The sequence below is a fragment of the Pseudomonas sp. SJZ079 genome (assembly GCF_007993865.1).
In the GTDB taxonomy this organism is placed as follows: Bacteria; Pseudomonadota; Gammaproteobacteria; order Pseudomonadales; family Pseudomonadaceae; genus Aquipseudomonas.
The window spans coordinates 90,985-103,693 of sequence record NZ_VIUH01000009.1 but is presented as its reverse complement, the minus strand read 5'-3'; the positions used below and the strand labels follow the sequence as shown (position 1 = coordinate 103,693).

At 65.2% G+C, this 12,709-nt stretch carries 14 protein-coding genes; 9 read left to right on the top strand and 5 right to left on the bottom strand.

Annotated features, from left to right (window positions below):
- Positions 1 to 255: 255 nt before the first annotated feature.
- A complete protein-coding gene (locus tag FBY03_RS10805) occupies positions 256 to 972 on the top strand; it encodes a DNA-3-methyladenine glycosylase (RefSeq protein ID WP_147172277.1) in 717 nt (238 codons plus the stop codon).
- The gene (locus FBY03_RS10800) at positions 969 to 2,285 is read left to right on the top strand and encodes a bifunctional DedA family/phosphatase PAP2 family protein (RefSeq protein ID WP_147172275.1); all 1,317 of its coding nucleotides are present in this window, start codon (positions 969 to 971) and stop codon (positions 2,283 to 2,285) included. The genes FBY03_RS10805 and FBY03_RS10800 overlap by 4 nt, the downstream gene beginning before the upstream one ends.
- A 15-nt stretch (positions 2,286 to 2,300) precedes the next feature.
- On the opposite strand, the gene FBY03_RS10795 is transcribed toward FBY03_RS10800, so the two are convergent.
- From FBY03_RS10795 to FBY03_RS10785, 3 genes are read right to left on the bottom strand one after another with little or no spacing between them, the layout of a single operon-like run.
- A complete protein-coding gene (locus tag FBY03_RS10795; RefSeq protein ID WP_147172273.1) occupies positions 2,301 to 2,891 on the bottom strand; it encodes an LON peptidase substrate-binding domain-containing protein in 591 nt (196 codons plus the stop codon).
- Between the two features lie 10 nt (positions 2,892 to 2,901).
- Positions 2,902 to 3,618 (bottom strand): LrgB family protein, encoded by a 717-nt coding sequence (locus tag FBY03_RS10790; RefSeq protein WP_147172271.1) that lies wholly within the window; start codon positions 3,616 to 3,618, stop codon positions 2,902 to 2,904.
- Positions 3,615 to 3,977 carry a CidA/LrgA family protein gene (locus FBY03_RS10785; RefSeq protein WP_147172269.1) on the bottom strand — a complete coding sequence of 121 codons (363 nt, stop codon included), beginning with the start codon at positions 3,975 to 3,977 and terminating at the stop codon, positions 3,615 to 3,617. The genes FBY03_RS10790 and FBY03_RS10785 overlap by 4 nt, the downstream gene beginning before the upstream one ends.
- Before the next feature lie 297 nt (positions 3,978 to 4,274).
- On the opposite strand from FBY03_RS10785, the gene FBY03_RS10780 reads away from it, so the two are divergent.
- The 7 genes from FBY03_RS10780 to FBY03_RS10750 all read left to right on the top strand — a co-directional run bounded on the left by FBY03_RS10780 (position 4,275) and on the right by FBY03_RS10750 (position 11,726).
- Complete coding sequence (locus FBY03_RS10780) at positions 4,275 to 4,730, top strand: MaoC family dehydratase (RefSeq protein ID WP_147172267.1); 456 nt, start codon at positions 4,275 to 4,277, stop codon at positions 4,728 to 4,730.
- 132 nt (positions 4,731 to 4,862) lie between these two features.
- A complete protein-coding gene (locus tag FBY03_RS10775; protein WP_147172265.1) occupies positions 4,863 to 6,590 on the top strand; it encodes a C13 family peptidase in 1,728 nt (575 codons plus the stop codon).
- Between the two features lie 31 nt (positions 6,591 to 6,621).
- A complete protein-coding gene (locus FBY03_RS10770; protein WP_147172263.1) occupies positions 6,622 to 7,263 on the top strand; it encodes an oxidoreductase in 642 nt (213 codons plus the stop codon).
- Between the two features lie 22 nt (positions 7,264 to 7,285).
- Positions 7,286 to 7,639, top strand: a complete 354-nt coding sequence (locus FBY03_RS10765; RefSeq protein ID WP_147172262.1) for a DUF5629 family protein — start codon at positions 7,286 to 7,288, stop codon at positions 7,637 to 7,639.
- Between the two features lie 20 nt (positions 7,640 to 7,659).
- A complete protein-coding gene (locus tag FBY03_RS10760; protein WP_147172260.1) occupies positions 7,660 to 8,271 on the top strand; it encodes a class I SAM-dependent methyltransferase in 612 nt (203 codons plus the stop codon).
- A gap of 348 nt (positions 8,272 to 8,619) precedes the next feature.
- Complete coding sequence (locus FBY03_RS10755) at positions 8,620 to 11,247, top strand: EAL domain-containing protein (protein WP_147172258.1); 2,628 nt, start codon at positions 8,620 to 8,622, stop codon at positions 11,245 to 11,247.
- A 107-nt stretch (positions 11,248 to 11,354) separates the two neighbouring features.
- Positions 11,355 to 11,726: a DUF393 domain-containing protein gene (locus tag FBY03_RS10750; protein WP_147172256.1), complete on the top strand. Its 372-nt coding sequence runs from the start codon at positions 11,355 to 11,357 to the stop codon at positions 11,724 to 11,726.
- Between the two features lie 17 nt (positions 11,727 to 11,743).
- On the opposite strand, the gene FBY03_RS10745 is transcribed toward FBY03_RS10750, so the two are convergent.
- The gene (locus tag FBY03_RS10745) at positions 11,744 to 12,061 is read right to left on the bottom strand and encodes a YceK/YidQ family lipoprotein (RefSeq protein WP_147172254.1); all 318 of its coding nucleotides are present in this window, start codon (positions 12,059 to 12,061) and stop codon (positions 11,744 to 11,746) included.
- Positions 12,054 to 12,686, bottom strand: coding sequence for a flavin prenyltransferase UbiX (gene ubiX, locus FBY03_RS10740; protein ID WP_147172252.1), 633 nt, complete (start codon positions 12,684 to 12,686; stop codon positions 12,054 to 12,056). The genes FBY03_RS10745 and ubiX overlap by 8 nt, the downstream gene beginning before the upstream one ends.
- Between the last annotated feature and the right edge of the window lie 23 nt (positions 12,687 to 12,709).

The following is a 12,709-nucleotide window of genomic DNA, read 5'->3' as shown; positions in this document are numbered from 1 at the left end:
CAGGGGCCTGGCAGTAGGGAAAGCGGCTGATTATAGCCGCGCCGCCGCCTCGCGCACAGCGGTGCCCGGCAGATGGTCGGCAGGCCGCCCGCCAGGAGCCCGAACTGACCACGCGCGGCACCAGCCGGTAACGGCCGCAGCACCCCGCTCATGCGCCAGGGCCCGGACGGCGCAAACCGCCACGCTGCAGTTTGCTATGATCGCGCCCAGCTCAGCTCAGCCCAGTCCATGCCTGCCGACACCCCGTGACCGCACATGCCACACGTCCCCTGCCCTAGCCTGCCCTGGCCACAGGCCCGCCCCCTGGCGGACAGCTTCTTCGACCGTGACGCACGCCAGCTCGCTCGCGAGCTGCTCGGCAAGGTGATTCGCCATCGCCAGGGCGAACGCTGGCTGGCCGCACGAATCATCGAAACCGAGGCCTATTATCTGGACGAGAAAGGCAGCCATGCCTCGCTCGGCTACACCGAGAAACGCAAAGCCTTGTTTCTCGACGGCGGGCACATCTATATGTATTACGCACGCGGCAATGACTCGCTGAACTTCAGTGCACAGGGCCCAGGTAACGCGGTGCTGATCAAGTCCGCCCATCCCTGGCTCGACCCGCACTCGGACGCCGCCAGCCTGGCGCAAATGCAGGCCAACAATCCGGATAGCCAAGACCAGCCGCGCGCCCTGGCAAGGCTCTGTGCCGGGCAGACCCTGCTGTGCAAAGCACTCGGTTTGAAAGTCGCAGACTGGGACGCGCAGCGCTTCGATCCGCAACGGCTGTTCGTCGAGGATGTCGGCGAGCGTCCGGCGCAGATCGTGCAAACCACTCGCCTGGGCATTCCCCATGGACGCGACGAGCAGCTGCCCTACCGTTTCGTCGACGCGGCCTTCGCCCGTTGCTGCACGCGCAACCCGCTGCGTCGCGGCCAAGTCGAGGGACGCGACTACCATCTACTCGGCCCACAGGATGCCCACCGATGAGCCAATGGCTCGACAGCTTGACCGCCTGGCTCGGCAGCAATCCGCAATGGCTGGGCCTGGCGATTTTCCTGATCGCCTGCACCGAATGCCTGGCGATCGTCGGGATCATCGTACCGGGCACCTTGTTACTGTTCGCCGTCGCCGTGCTGGCCGGCAACGGCGCGCTGACGCTCGGCGAAACCCTGGCCCTGGCCTACTGCGGTGGCCTGCTCGGCGACGCCCTGTCCTACGCCAGCGGGCGTTACTTTCATCAGGACATTCGTCGCCTGCCCGGCCTGCGCCATCACCCGCAATGGCTGGCCGGTGCCGAAATCTATTTCCAGCGCTACGGCGTCGCCAGCCTGCTGGTCGGGCGTTTCATCGGCCCCTTGCGGCCCATGCTGCCGATGGTCGCCGGCATGCTCAACATGCCAGTCGGGCGCTTCATCGCGGTCAGTCTGCTGGCGGCGGCGGGCTGGGTCATCGCCTACCTGCTGCCGGGCTGGGCCACCGGCGCAGCGTTGCGCCTGCCGTTGCCGACAGGCTTCTGGCAACAGGCCGCACTGCTCGCCGCTGGCCTGGCGCTGGTGCTGATTGTCAGCGTGCACAGCAGCCTGCGCGAACAGCGTCGCGCCAGCCTGCTCGCCGCGGGATTGAGCCTGCTGTTGCTGTTCGGTCTGTTTATTGGCTGGCCAAGACTGACGCCGCTGGACCAAGGCCTGCTGGCGCTGCTCCAGGAGCAGCGTAGCGCCAGCCTCGACCCGCTGATGGTGCTGATCACCCGGCTCGGCGACTTCAACAGTCAACTGGCCGCAGGCAGCCTGCTGTGTCTGATGCTGTTGCTGGCCCGGCAGTGGCGCGCCGCGCTGTTTGCCGGCAGCACCCTGCTCGGCACCGCACTGGCCAACGGCGCATTGAAAGCCTGGTTCGCCCGCAACCGACCCGAGGTACTGCTCGAACCGTTGGGCAGCTTCAGCTTCCCCAGCGGCCACAGCTCCGCGGCGGTGGCGTTCTTTCTGGTACTCGGGGTTCTGGCCGGACGCGGTCAGCCGGCCCGCCTGCGCCTGGCCTGGCTGCTGCTCGCCAGTCTGCCTGCGCTGAGCATCGCCGTGTCACGGGTGTACCTGGGGGTGCATTGGCCGAGCGACATAGTCGCCGGTGCCTTATTGGCTGGCAGCCTGTGCGCCCTGAGCCTGAATCTGACGCAACGGAGCATGCCGCTGGCGCCGCTGCCGGCCAAGGTGTGGTGGCTGGTCCTGCCCGCCTGCCTGGCGTTGCTGGGGATCATCGCCACCTGGCACCTGTCGGCCGGGCAATTGCTCTACCGCTATTGAGTTGCCCGCCAGACCCTAGCCAGTGACTTCGCCCTGCAGCTGATCGAGCACGCTTTGCAGCAGACTCAGGCGCGCCTGCGGCTCGTCAAGCGCCAGCAGTTGCACCTTCTGTTCCGATGCCAAGGGCAACAGGTACGCCAGGTGATTGGCCAAAGCCGCCTGATCGCCGACGGCTCCGCCCATGCCCAGCGCCGCGACCATCGGGTGGGCGGCCAGGGCATGGAGCAACGCCGTCAGATCGGCATGCTCGTCGAGCAAGGGCAGCTCCGGGCCCTCCTCCAGCCAATCGACCTCGGCCATGGTCAATTGATCGGGCAGCACCTGGGCGCGACGCACCTTGAAACGCCGCCCCCCTTCGACACGAATCCCCAGCAGGCCGTTGGGTCGCTGCTGAAAGTCGCGGATCAACGCCTCGCAACCAATCGCCGCGAAGCGCTCGGCCGCCTCGCCAACCTCCTCGCCCTCGACGATACACACCACGCCGAAGCCTTCGCCGCGCTTCATGCAGCGGCCGAGCATGTCCAGGTAACGCGCCTCGAATACCTGTAGGTCGAGCAAGCAGCCGGGAAACAGCACGGTGTTCAAGGTAAAGAGCGGCAAATTCATCGGCCAGTCCTCAGGTCAACAGGACAATCGCCAGCGGCAGCAACACCGCCGTGACCATGCCCATCAGGCTCATCGCCAACGCGGCGAAGGCGCCGCACTCCTCACTTTCCTGCATCGCCCGTGCGGTGCCCACCGCATGGGCGGTCATGCCCAAGGCCATGCCCATCGCGGCATGGTGATGCACCCCGCAACGGCGTAGCAAGGATGGACCGAGAATAGCCCCGACCACCCCGGTGATCATCACGAACACTGCCGCCAGGGCAGCGATGCCGCCTATCTGGCTGGCCACCAGCATGGCTATCGGCGAGGTCACCGACTTGGGCGCCATGCTCATCAGCATGATCCGCTCGGCGCCGAAGCTCCAGGCGAAGGCCACGCCCAGCACAGTGGCCACCACCCCGGCGAGCAACAGCGTCAGTAGGGTCGGCCAGAACAGCTGACGAATCCTGCGCAGATTGAGAAACAGCGGCACCGCCAAGGCCACAGTGGCCGGTCCGAGCAACAGGGTGAGGATTTCGGCACTGACCTTGTAATCGGCAAAGCTCAGGCCACACAGCAGCAGCACGCCAATCACCAGTAACATCGACAGCAGCACCGGCTGCAAGAATACCCAGCGGGTTTTCTCATAGGCGGCAATTCCCAGCTGATAGGCGCCCAGGGTGACCCCGGCGCCAAACAGCGGGTGGTGGGTCACGGCGTGCCAGGCGCCAAACCAGTCGAGGCTCATGCCTCCTCCTGCCGACGCTGTTGCCGCTCGATGAGTTTCTGCATCAGCCAGCCGGCGAAAATCACCGACAGCACCAGCGATAACACCAGCGCCCCGACCACCGCCCAGAAGTCCGCGACGATTGCCTCGGCGTAGACCATCACACCCACGGCCGGCGGCACCAACAGCAACGGCAGATATTTGAGCAGGCTGCTGGCAGCCACATGCAGCGGTTCACCGACCTCGCCACGCAGCAGCAGAAAAGCGAACAACAGCAGCATGCCAATGATGGGACCCGGCAGCATCGGCAGCAGCAACACATTGAGCGCGGTGCCGAGCAATTGGCACAGCACCAGCCAGGACAGCCCACGAAGCAGCATAGAAATCTCCGAATCAGGTAACGACGAGCATTACGGCGACCGCTCAAGCCCGGCCCCAGACGCCTCGGCGAGGCAGCGCCATTATAAGCAGGCCAGCCGCACGCTGACTAAACCGTGGGTAACAGCAGCCGCAACCGACAGCAGCGCATGACCGAGCGCGCGCCCCACAGCAGTGCCCTATAACCCATCATTCAGCCGGGTGCTGCAGGCTTGACCGGACGCGCAGCCCGTGGTGATCTACGGCCAGAGCGGTTTGCCACAACACACAACAAACCCCCGCCTCCTCAAGGAGTAATTATGCCGTCAGTACCCGTCACACAACTCAAAGACTATGTAGGCAAGGAGCTCGGACGCTCCGACTGGTTGACCATCGACCAGCAGCGGATCAACCAATTCGCCGAATGCACCGGCGACCACCAGTTCATCCACGTCGATCCGGAAAAAGCCAAGCAGACTCCATTCGGCAGCACCATCGCCCATGGCTTTCTTTCACTGTCGCTGTTGCCGATGCTGATGGAAGACATCATGGTCACCCCGCAAGGCCTGAAAATGGCGATCAACTACGGCCTCGACAGCGTGCGCTTCATTCAGCCGGTCAAGGTCGACTCCAAGGTTCGCCTGGTCGTCACCCTGACCGACGCCAGCGAGAAGAACCCCGGTCAATGGCTGCTGAAAGCCAAGGCGGTACTGGAGATCGAAGGCCAGGAAAAACCTGCCTATGTCGCCGAGCCGCTGACCCTCTGCTTCGTCTGAGACCTCAGCGCGCAACCGGGCGCCCGATCCACTGATCGGCGCCCGGTTTTTCATCGATGCTGTGCTTCACCGCATCGCGCGCAAGCCACTTTGCGGCATACTCGCAGGCATGTCTCGACTCGGATGTCTGCCATGCGCCGCCTCGTCTATTTGGCTCCACTGAGCCTCGCCCTGCTAGTTGCCGCCTGCGGCGACGGCGAACCGCTGTCGCCTGCCAACGCCACCCTGCCGGATGGCGGCCGCTACCGCGGCGAGGTGGTCGACGGCTTGCTGCAAGGCAACGGTCGTGTGGATTACCGCAACGGCAGCTGGTTCGTCGGCACCTTCAAGGATGGCCAGTTGCAAGGTGCGGGCGAATGGCATGGTGCGAACGGCGAACACTACCTCGGCGAGTTCCAGCAAGGCGCCTTTGATGGCCAGGGCCGCCTGCGCGACGGCAATGGCGGGACCTATGAAGGCGAATTCGAACTCGGTCGATTCAGCGGTGAAGGCCGCTTCAGCCACGACGGCCTGGTCTATCGCGGCACATTCCAGAACAATCTGTTCGAGGGCCTGGGCACACTCGAATGGGCCGATGGCAGTAGCTTCAAGGGCCAGTTCAGCAAGGGCCAGCCCCAGGGACAGGGCGTGCGCAGCGACGAGTACGGCAACCAGTTCAGCGGCCAGTTCGACCAGGGTCAATTGAACGGCCCCGGCAGTTTCAAGAGCCCCGACGGCGATCTCTACAGCGGCGGCTTCCGTGACAACCAGTTTCATGGTCAGGGCCGCTATCAAAGCGCAGACGGCGATGTCTGGAGTGGCGCCTTCGTCGATGGCGCGTTTAGCGGAGACGGCACCTACGACGGCGCTGACGGCAGCCACTACCTCGGTCAATTCAGCGACTGGCGCTACCACGGCCAAGGCCGCCTGACCCAGGCCGATGGCAGCGTCTATCAAGGCCAGTTCGCCGCCGGTGACTACAGCGGCAAAGGCACCCTGAGCCTGGCCGACGGCAGCCAGCAGAGCGGCATTTGGCAACGCGGCCAACGCGTACGCGACGAGCAGGGCCACGCCTTGCCCGACCCCTTGGAGCTCGGCTTGCTGACCCAGGGCCGACTGCTCGATACGGCGCTCGCCGCCCTGCCCGCCTCGACCCCCGCGATCGAGCTCTACAGCCTGAGCCTGGCTGGCGACGGCAAGCAGAGCGTGTTCATGCGCGAAGCCGACTACGTCACCGATTTGCTCGGTGAGCGCTTCGCCGCACGCGGCCAGATCACCCTGATCAATCACCGCGATCACCTCGCCGACCGCCCGCTGGCCACCCGCGAAAACCTGGGGCGCGCGTTCCAGGCGCTGGCCGAGCGTAGCGGCCCGGAGGACCTGATCTTCATCTACCTGACCAGCCACGGCTCGCGCAGCCATGAGCTGAGCCTCGATCAGCCGCGCCTGCAGCTGGCCGATCTGCCGGCCAGCGAATTGGCCACCCTGCTGCGCCCCCTGCACGCGCGCGACAAGGTGCTGGTGATCTCGGCCTGCTACGCCGGCGGCTTCATTCCCAAGCTGAAAGATGACAAGACCCTGGTGATCGCTGCCGCGCGCGCCGACCGGGTGTCCTTCGGCTGCTCGGAAGAAAACGACTTCACCTATTTCGGCCGGGCCCTGTTCGCCGACGCCTTGCAGCAGACTGACGACCTGCAACGCGCCTTCGAACTGGCCAAGGCAGCAGTTGCCAAACGCGAACAGGCCGAAGGCTTCGAGGCCTCGGAACCCCAGATATGGGCGCCCAAGCCGGTCCTCGTGCACTGGCGCAAACTGCGCGAGCAACAGGCCAACGCCGCATTGAGCACCGCCCCCACCGACAAAACCACGGCCAACCACTAAGCTGATCGATATCAGCGGAGAACCCACCACTATGTATTTGACGCCCCAGCACATCCTTCTTGCAGGTGCCACCGGTCTGACCGGCGAACACTTGCTGGATCGCTTGCTCAATGAACCCACGGTCGCGCGCGTGCTGGCGCCGAGCCGCCGGGCGCTGGCGGAACACGCGCACCTGGACAACCCGGTCGGCGAGCTTCTCGAGCTGCTACCGAAGCTGAGTGGCCCGGTCGATACCGCGTTCTGTTGCCTCGGCAGCACCCTCAAGCGGGCCGGCTCGCAGGACGCCTTCCGCGCCGTCGATCATGATCTGGTGCTGGCCTTCGCCCAACGCGCCCGCGAGCTCGGTGCCCGTCACCTGCTGGTGATCAGCGCACTGGGCGCCGACGCCAAATCCGCGGTGTTCTACAACCGCGTCAAAGGCGAGATGGAAGAGGCACTCAAGGCCCAGGGCTGGCCGCAACTGACTCTGGTGCGGCCGTCTCTGCTGCTCGGCCCACGCGCCGAACTGCGCATCGGCGAGCGCCTGGCGGCCCCGGTGATGCGCTGGCTGCCGGGCAAATACCGCGGCATCGACGCGACCGTACTGGCCCGCGCCCTCTGGCGCCTGGCCCTGGAAGAACAGGACGGTGTGCGCATCGTCGAATCCGATCGGCTGCGCCGCCTCGGCCGCTAACCCTCTGCACTGAGTAAGCCCTATGAGCACATCCCATAACGACTTGATCGAAGCCCTGGAAGGCGCCGACATGCTGGAGATAGATGGCCTGCACGCCTGGCAGTTCAGTCTGGATAACGAATTGCTGGCCCAGGTCAGCGCCGGTTCCGCCGGCGCCGACAGCAACGACCAGACCGTGCTCACCATCGAATGCATCGATGGCCGCGAGCAGCGCAAGTGGCAATTCTCCCTCACCACGGTAATGGCGGCGCGCTTCGACTCGCAGAGCGACAGCTGGCATCTGGCGGACGGCGAACAGCAGCACCGCATCCGTTGTTTCGACGCTATCAGCGGCAGCAACGATGAAGCCGAAGCAGACGCCAGTAACGATGCCTGAGCCTGCATCGGGAACCTGCCATGCGCCTGTATGAGCGCTATATCCTGCCGCACCTGATCGACTTCGCCTGCGGCATGGGCGAGGTAATGAAGGCGCGCGCGACAGTGGTCCCGCAGGCGCGCGGCAAAGTGCTGGAGATTGGCATCGGCAGCGGGCTGAATCTGGAGTTTTACGCCCCCGCGCACGTCAGCCTGATAGTCGGCGTCGACCCTTGCACCGAGATGCAACGACTGGGGCACGAACGCGCCACACGGATCGCCATCCCCGTCGAGATGATCGCCCTGGAGCTGAATCAAATTCAGGCCGCCGACGCCAGTTTCGACAGCATCGTCTGTACCTTCACCCTGTGCACCATCCCCGACGCGCTGGCCGCGCTCAAAGACATGCGCCGGGTGCTGAAACCCGGCGGGCGCCTGCTGTTCTGCGAGCACGGTCTGGCCCCGGATGCCTCGATCGTGCGCTGGCAGCACCGCCTGACGCCGTACTGGAAGCCGCTGGCCGGCGGTTGCCACCTCAACCGCGACATTCCGGCACTGATCGAGAGCGGCGGCTTTACCCTGGGCGCGCTCAGCCGCCGTTACCTGAAAGGGCCAAAGCCCATGACCTATGTGTATTCCGGCTGGGCCGATTAGCCGCGCCCCGCGGTAGGGTCTGTTGCCGTTTCATTCGCGGCCGCGCCGTAGCCTGTTTTTGCGCGAGGCAAGGCACGAGGAGCGCGGTTTGGTTGTTCCAAATGAGCGACGAGAAACGCCGCATCGCGCAAAAACAGGCCCGGCCCTTCGGGTTGCGCGGGAAATGGCCCCCGCTGTTGTTGCAGGACTTGGCAAGGGAATGACCATTACCTGTGTCCTGCGCCTAAACGGGGGCCATTTCTCGCGGCAACGCGGCTCGCAATGAAACGGCAACAGACCCTAGGCGCAGGCTCCAGAGCACTATTGCGGCTATCGTTGCTACATCTAGACTCCTATTGAAGCCAGCGCATGCGACCACCCTCACCGCAGCTTCTTGCCCGCCCCAGCCTCCGCCTGATCGGCGCCCTGTTGCTGTGCGTCTGCCTCTGTGCACCGGCCTGGGCACAACCGCGCGAAGTCCGCGTGGGGGTCTACGCCAACGCGCCAAAGATTTTACTGGGCCCGGACGGCCGCATCTCCGGCATCCTCGGCGAGCTGCTGGAAGAAATCGCGCGGCAGGAACAATGGCGCCTGCGCCCGGTCAGCTGCGAGTGGCAACAGTGCATGCAGCTGGTGCAGAGCGGCGAGCTCGACCTGATGCCCGATGTGGCACTGATCGGAACCAGGGCGCAGACCCTGGACTTCCACCGGGTGCCGGCGCTGTTCAGCTGGTCGCAACTCTACAGCCGCGACGCGACGCGCCTCGAATCGGTACTGGATCTGCAAGGCCGGCGCATCGCGGTGCTGGCCGGCTCGATTCAGCAGGACTACCTCAAGACGCTGCTCGACAGCTTCGGCATCAAGGCCGAATTGCTCGCAGTACAGAGTCTGGAACAAGGCTTCGAGCGGGTCGCCAACCAGCAGGCCGAGGCCGTGGTGGCCAACCAGCGTTTCGGCGATTATCACGCACCACGCTACGGCCTGCACTACACACCGATCATGTTCCTGCCCGCCCGGCTGTTCTATGCCACCCGCAAAGGTCGCAACGCCGACCTGCTGAGCGCCATCGACGCCCATCTGCAGGACTGGCAGGGCGAGTCGTCCTCGTTCTACTACCAGACGCTGCAGCGCTGGGGTGGCGAGCGCCCCAAACTGCGGATTCCCGCCGGTGTCTGGTGGGGCCTGGCGAGTCTGCTCATCCTGTTGCTGATGGCGCTCGGCGGCACCCTGCTGCTGCGCCGCCAGGTGGCCGAGAAAACGCGCCACCTCAAGGCCAGCGAGCAGCGTCTGAACACCATTCTCGACAGCGTCGAGGCCTATATCTATATCAAGGACCCCGAGCTGCGTTACCAGTACGCCAACCGCAAGGTCTGCGAACTGTTCGGCCAACCGCTGGAGCGGGTGGTGGGGCAGACCGACGAAAGTTTCTTCGATGCCGCCACCGCGGCCAACCTGCACGACAACGACCGTCGCGTGCTACAGCTCGGTGAACGGGTGGAGAAAGAAGAGACCAACCGCAGCCTGGACGGCCGCAGCGAACACACCTTTCTCTCGGTCAAGCTGCCGCTGCGTAACCCGCAAGGCGGTATCTACGCCTTATGCGGCATCTCCACCGACATCACCGAGAACAAGCGGAACCTCGAACAGATCAATCGCCTGGCGTTCTACGACCCCCTCACCGGCCTGCCCAACCGCCGCCTGCTGTTTGACCGTTTGCAACACGCCCTGGCCCAGAGCTCGCGCCACCAGCAGGAAGGCGCGCTGTTATTTATCGACCTGGATAACTTCAAGGACCTCAACGACACCCTCGGCCACGACATGGGCGACCAGTTGCTGATCCAGGTGGCCCGACGCCTGAGCAGTCATGTGCGCGCCGAGGACACCCTCGCCCGTCTCGGCGGCGACGAGTTCGTGCTGATGCTCGAAGGGCTGCACCCGGAGCATGAGGGTTGCATACAGCAGATCGAAACGGTGGCCAACAAGATCCTCCAGGCCCTCGCCGCGCCCTACCTGCTACCGGAGCACAGCTACGCCAGCACCGCCAGCATCGGTGTCGCGCTATTCTCAGAAGCCCACAGCACGGTCGATGAAGTGCTCAAGCGCGCCGACCTGGCCATGTACCAAGCCAAGTCGGCCGGGCGCAACACCTTGAAATTCTTCGACCCAATGATGCAGGCGGAGGTCAGTGCACGCGCCAGCCTGGAAAGCGACCTGCGACAGAGCATCAGTGCGCGCCACTTCATCCTGCATTACCAGCCACAGGTGAACCACGAGGGCCAACTGCTTGGCGTCGAGGCGCTGATCCGCTGGCAGCACCCAAGTCGCGGCCTGGTGGCGCCGGCCGAGTTCATCCCCTTGGCAGAAAGCACGGGGCTGATCCTGCCGCTGGGCCGCTGGGTCCTGTACAGCGCCTGCCAGCAACTGGCCGCCTGGGCTGAACAACCCACGCTGGCCGGACTGACCCTGGCGATCAACGTCAGTGCCCGGCAGTTCCACCACCGCGACTTCGTCGATGACGTGCTCGCCGCCCTGGAAGAAGCCGGGGCCAACCCGACCCGACTGGAGCTGGAACTGACCGAAAGCCAACTGGTGGAGGATGTCGAGGCGATGATCGTCAAGATGACCCAGCTCAGAAGCCGCGGGGTGCGCTTCTCGCTGGATGACTTCGGCACCGGCTACTCGTCCCTCAGCTACCTCAAGCGCCTACCCCTGGATCACCTGAAGATCGACCGATCCTTCGTCCGCGACCTGCTCAGCGACCCTAACGATGCGGCCATCGTGCGCGCCATCGTGGCCCTGGGCGGCAGCCTGGATCTGGCGGTGATCGCCGAAGGGGTGGAAAGCCCGGAGCAGCACGCGGCCCTGCTGCAGCTGGGTTGCCACAAGTTCCAGGGCTATCTGTTCGGTGCGCCGGGCCCCGTGGCAGCCCTGGAACAGTGGCCGCATGCGGCGAGCTTGGCGGGTGAACTGTTGCCTACCGCGCACAGCGCCGACTGATTTCGCCCCTTCATCGCGGCACGGTTCTGAGCCCAGGATTAAACGCCAAACAGGCGATTCTGTGCCAAGCTCTGAACACCAGCCTGAACGCCTAGCGGCGGAACACCATGAGTCAGCTCAGAGTCTTCTACAACGGCGCCTGCCCGGTGTGTAACGCCGGCATCGAAAGCCAGCGTCGGCGCATGCAGGTGGAGGGCAGTTGCCCGGTCGAGTGGATCGACGTGCAGCAGAACCCCGCGGCGGTCGAAGAGCTGGGGGCGGACCTGGAGCAGGTGCGCGAGCGCCTGTACCTCAAGGATGAGCAGGGCCAGATCAATGTCGGCGTGGACGCCTTTAGCGCGTTGTTCCAGCGCACCCGGGGCCAGCACTGGCTGGGCCGCCTGCTGCGCCTGCCCGGCCTGCATGGGCTGGCGCGCGTGAGCTACAACCTGTTCGCCCACGCGCTGTACCGCTGGAACCGCCGCCAGCGGCATTGGTGACGCCGCGGGCCTGGCCCTTACAAGCCACCGCTGACGCCGAGGTGCAGGCCCAGTTCGGCGGCAATGGAAAACGGCAGCAACAAGGTGTCCAGCAGCGCACTGGCCGGCAGATCGAGCGCCGCATACCTGGGCGGCTCGGCGCCGAAACGATCCAGCGGGCAGCAGCCGCCATTCAGCGCATACCAGTCCAGCCGCGTACCGGAATAGAGGAGCGGCGCACCGGGCTTGGCCGCATCCAGGGTGCGCACGCTGGCGCAGCCGCCAAGCAGACCCAGCGCCAGCAGCAGCGTCAGCCCCTTGCAGACCTGACGCCGCAGCCGGCCCCGATCAATCATCGACGCTCACCTGATGGTGCTCGCCCCAGCGCGGCAGCATGTCCTGCGGCACGTCCAGGCAGTTGAGAATCCGTGCAACGACGAAGTCGATCAGGTCGTCGATGGTCTGCGGCTGGTGGTAGAAGCCCGGGGACGCCGGCAGAATGGTGGCGCCGAGGTTGGACAGCTTGAGCATGTTCTCCAGGTGGATGCTAGAGAACGGCGCCTCGCGCGGCACCAGAATCAGTTGCCGGCGCTCCTTCAGTGCCACGTCCGCGGCGCGCTCGATCAGGTTGTTGCAGGCGCCCGTGGCGATCGCCGACAGGGTGCCGGTCGAACAGGGCACTACCACCATGGCGCTCGGCGCACCGGAGCCGGAGGCCACCGGGGCCATCCAGTCTTCCTTGCCGTACACCCGAATCTGTCCCGGCGCGGCGCCGGTGTACTCGCTGAGAAACGCCTGCATGGCCTGAGGCTTGGCCGGCAGGGTCACATCGGTCTCGGTGGCCAGCACCAGCTGGGCCGCCTTGGAGATCAGGAAGTGCACCTCGCGCTCTTCCTGCACCAGGCAGTCGAGCAGGCGCAGGCCATATTGCGCGCCGGAGGCGCCGGTCATGGCCAGGGTGATGCGTTCGGGACCATTCATTTAATCACCTTTACCCCATGGAC

Coding starts and splice junctions, on each gene's coding strand:
- FBY03_RS10790 (WP_147172271.1), bottom strand. CDS start 3,618: ATGAGCCTCGACTGGTTTGGCGCCTGGCACGCCGTGACCCACCACCCG.
- FBY03_RS10805 (WP_147172277.1), top strand. CDS start 256: ATGCCACACGTCCCCTGCCCTAGCCTGCCCTGGCCACAGGCCCGCCCC.
- FBY03_RS10785 (WP_147172269.1), bottom strand. CDS start 3,977: ATGCTGCTTCGTGGGCTGTCCTGGCTGGTGCTGTGCCAATTGCTCGGC.
- FBY03_RS10745 (WP_147172254.1), bottom strand. CDS start 12,061: ATGATTGATCGGGGCCGGCTGCGGCGTCAGGTCTGCAAGGGGCTGACG.
- FBY03_RS10800 (WP_147172275.1), top strand. CDS start 969: ATGAGCCAATGGCTCGACAGCTTGACCGCCTGGCTCGGCAGCAATCCG.
- FBY03_RS10780 (WP_147172267.1), top strand. CDS start 4,275: ATGCCGTCAGTACCCGTCACACAACTCAAAGACTATGTAGGCAAGGAG.
- ubiX (WP_147172252.1), bottom strand. CDS start 12,686: ATGAATGGTCCCGAACGCATCACCCTGGCCATGACCGGCGCCTCCGGC.
- FBY03_RS10765 (WP_147172262.1), top strand. CDS start 7,286: ATGAGCACATCCCATAACGACTTGATCGAAGCCCTGGAAGGCGCCGAC.
- FBY03_RS10755 (WP_147172258.1), top strand. CDS start 8,620: ATGCGACCACCCTCACCGCAGCTTCTTGCCCGCCCCAGCCTCCGCCTG.
- FBY03_RS10795 (WP_147172273.1), bottom strand. CDS start 2,891: ATGAATTTGCCGCTCTTTACCTTGAACACCGTGCTGTTTCCCGGCTGC.
- FBY03_RS10770 (WP_147172263.1), top strand. CDS start 6,622: ATGTATTTGACGCCCCAGCACATCCTTCTTGCAGGTGCCACCGGTCTG.
- FBY03_RS10760 (WP_147172260.1), top strand. CDS start 7,660: ATGCGCCTGTATGAGCGCTATATCCTGCCGCACCTGATCGACTTCGCC.
- FBY03_RS10750 (WP_147172256.1), top strand. CDS start 11,355: ATGAGTCAGCTCAGAGTCTTCTACAACGGCGCCTGCCCGGTGTGTAAC.
- FBY03_RS10775 (WP_147172265.1), top strand. CDS start 4,863: ATGCGCCGCCTCGTCTATTTGGCTCCACTGAGCCTCGCCCTGCTAGTT.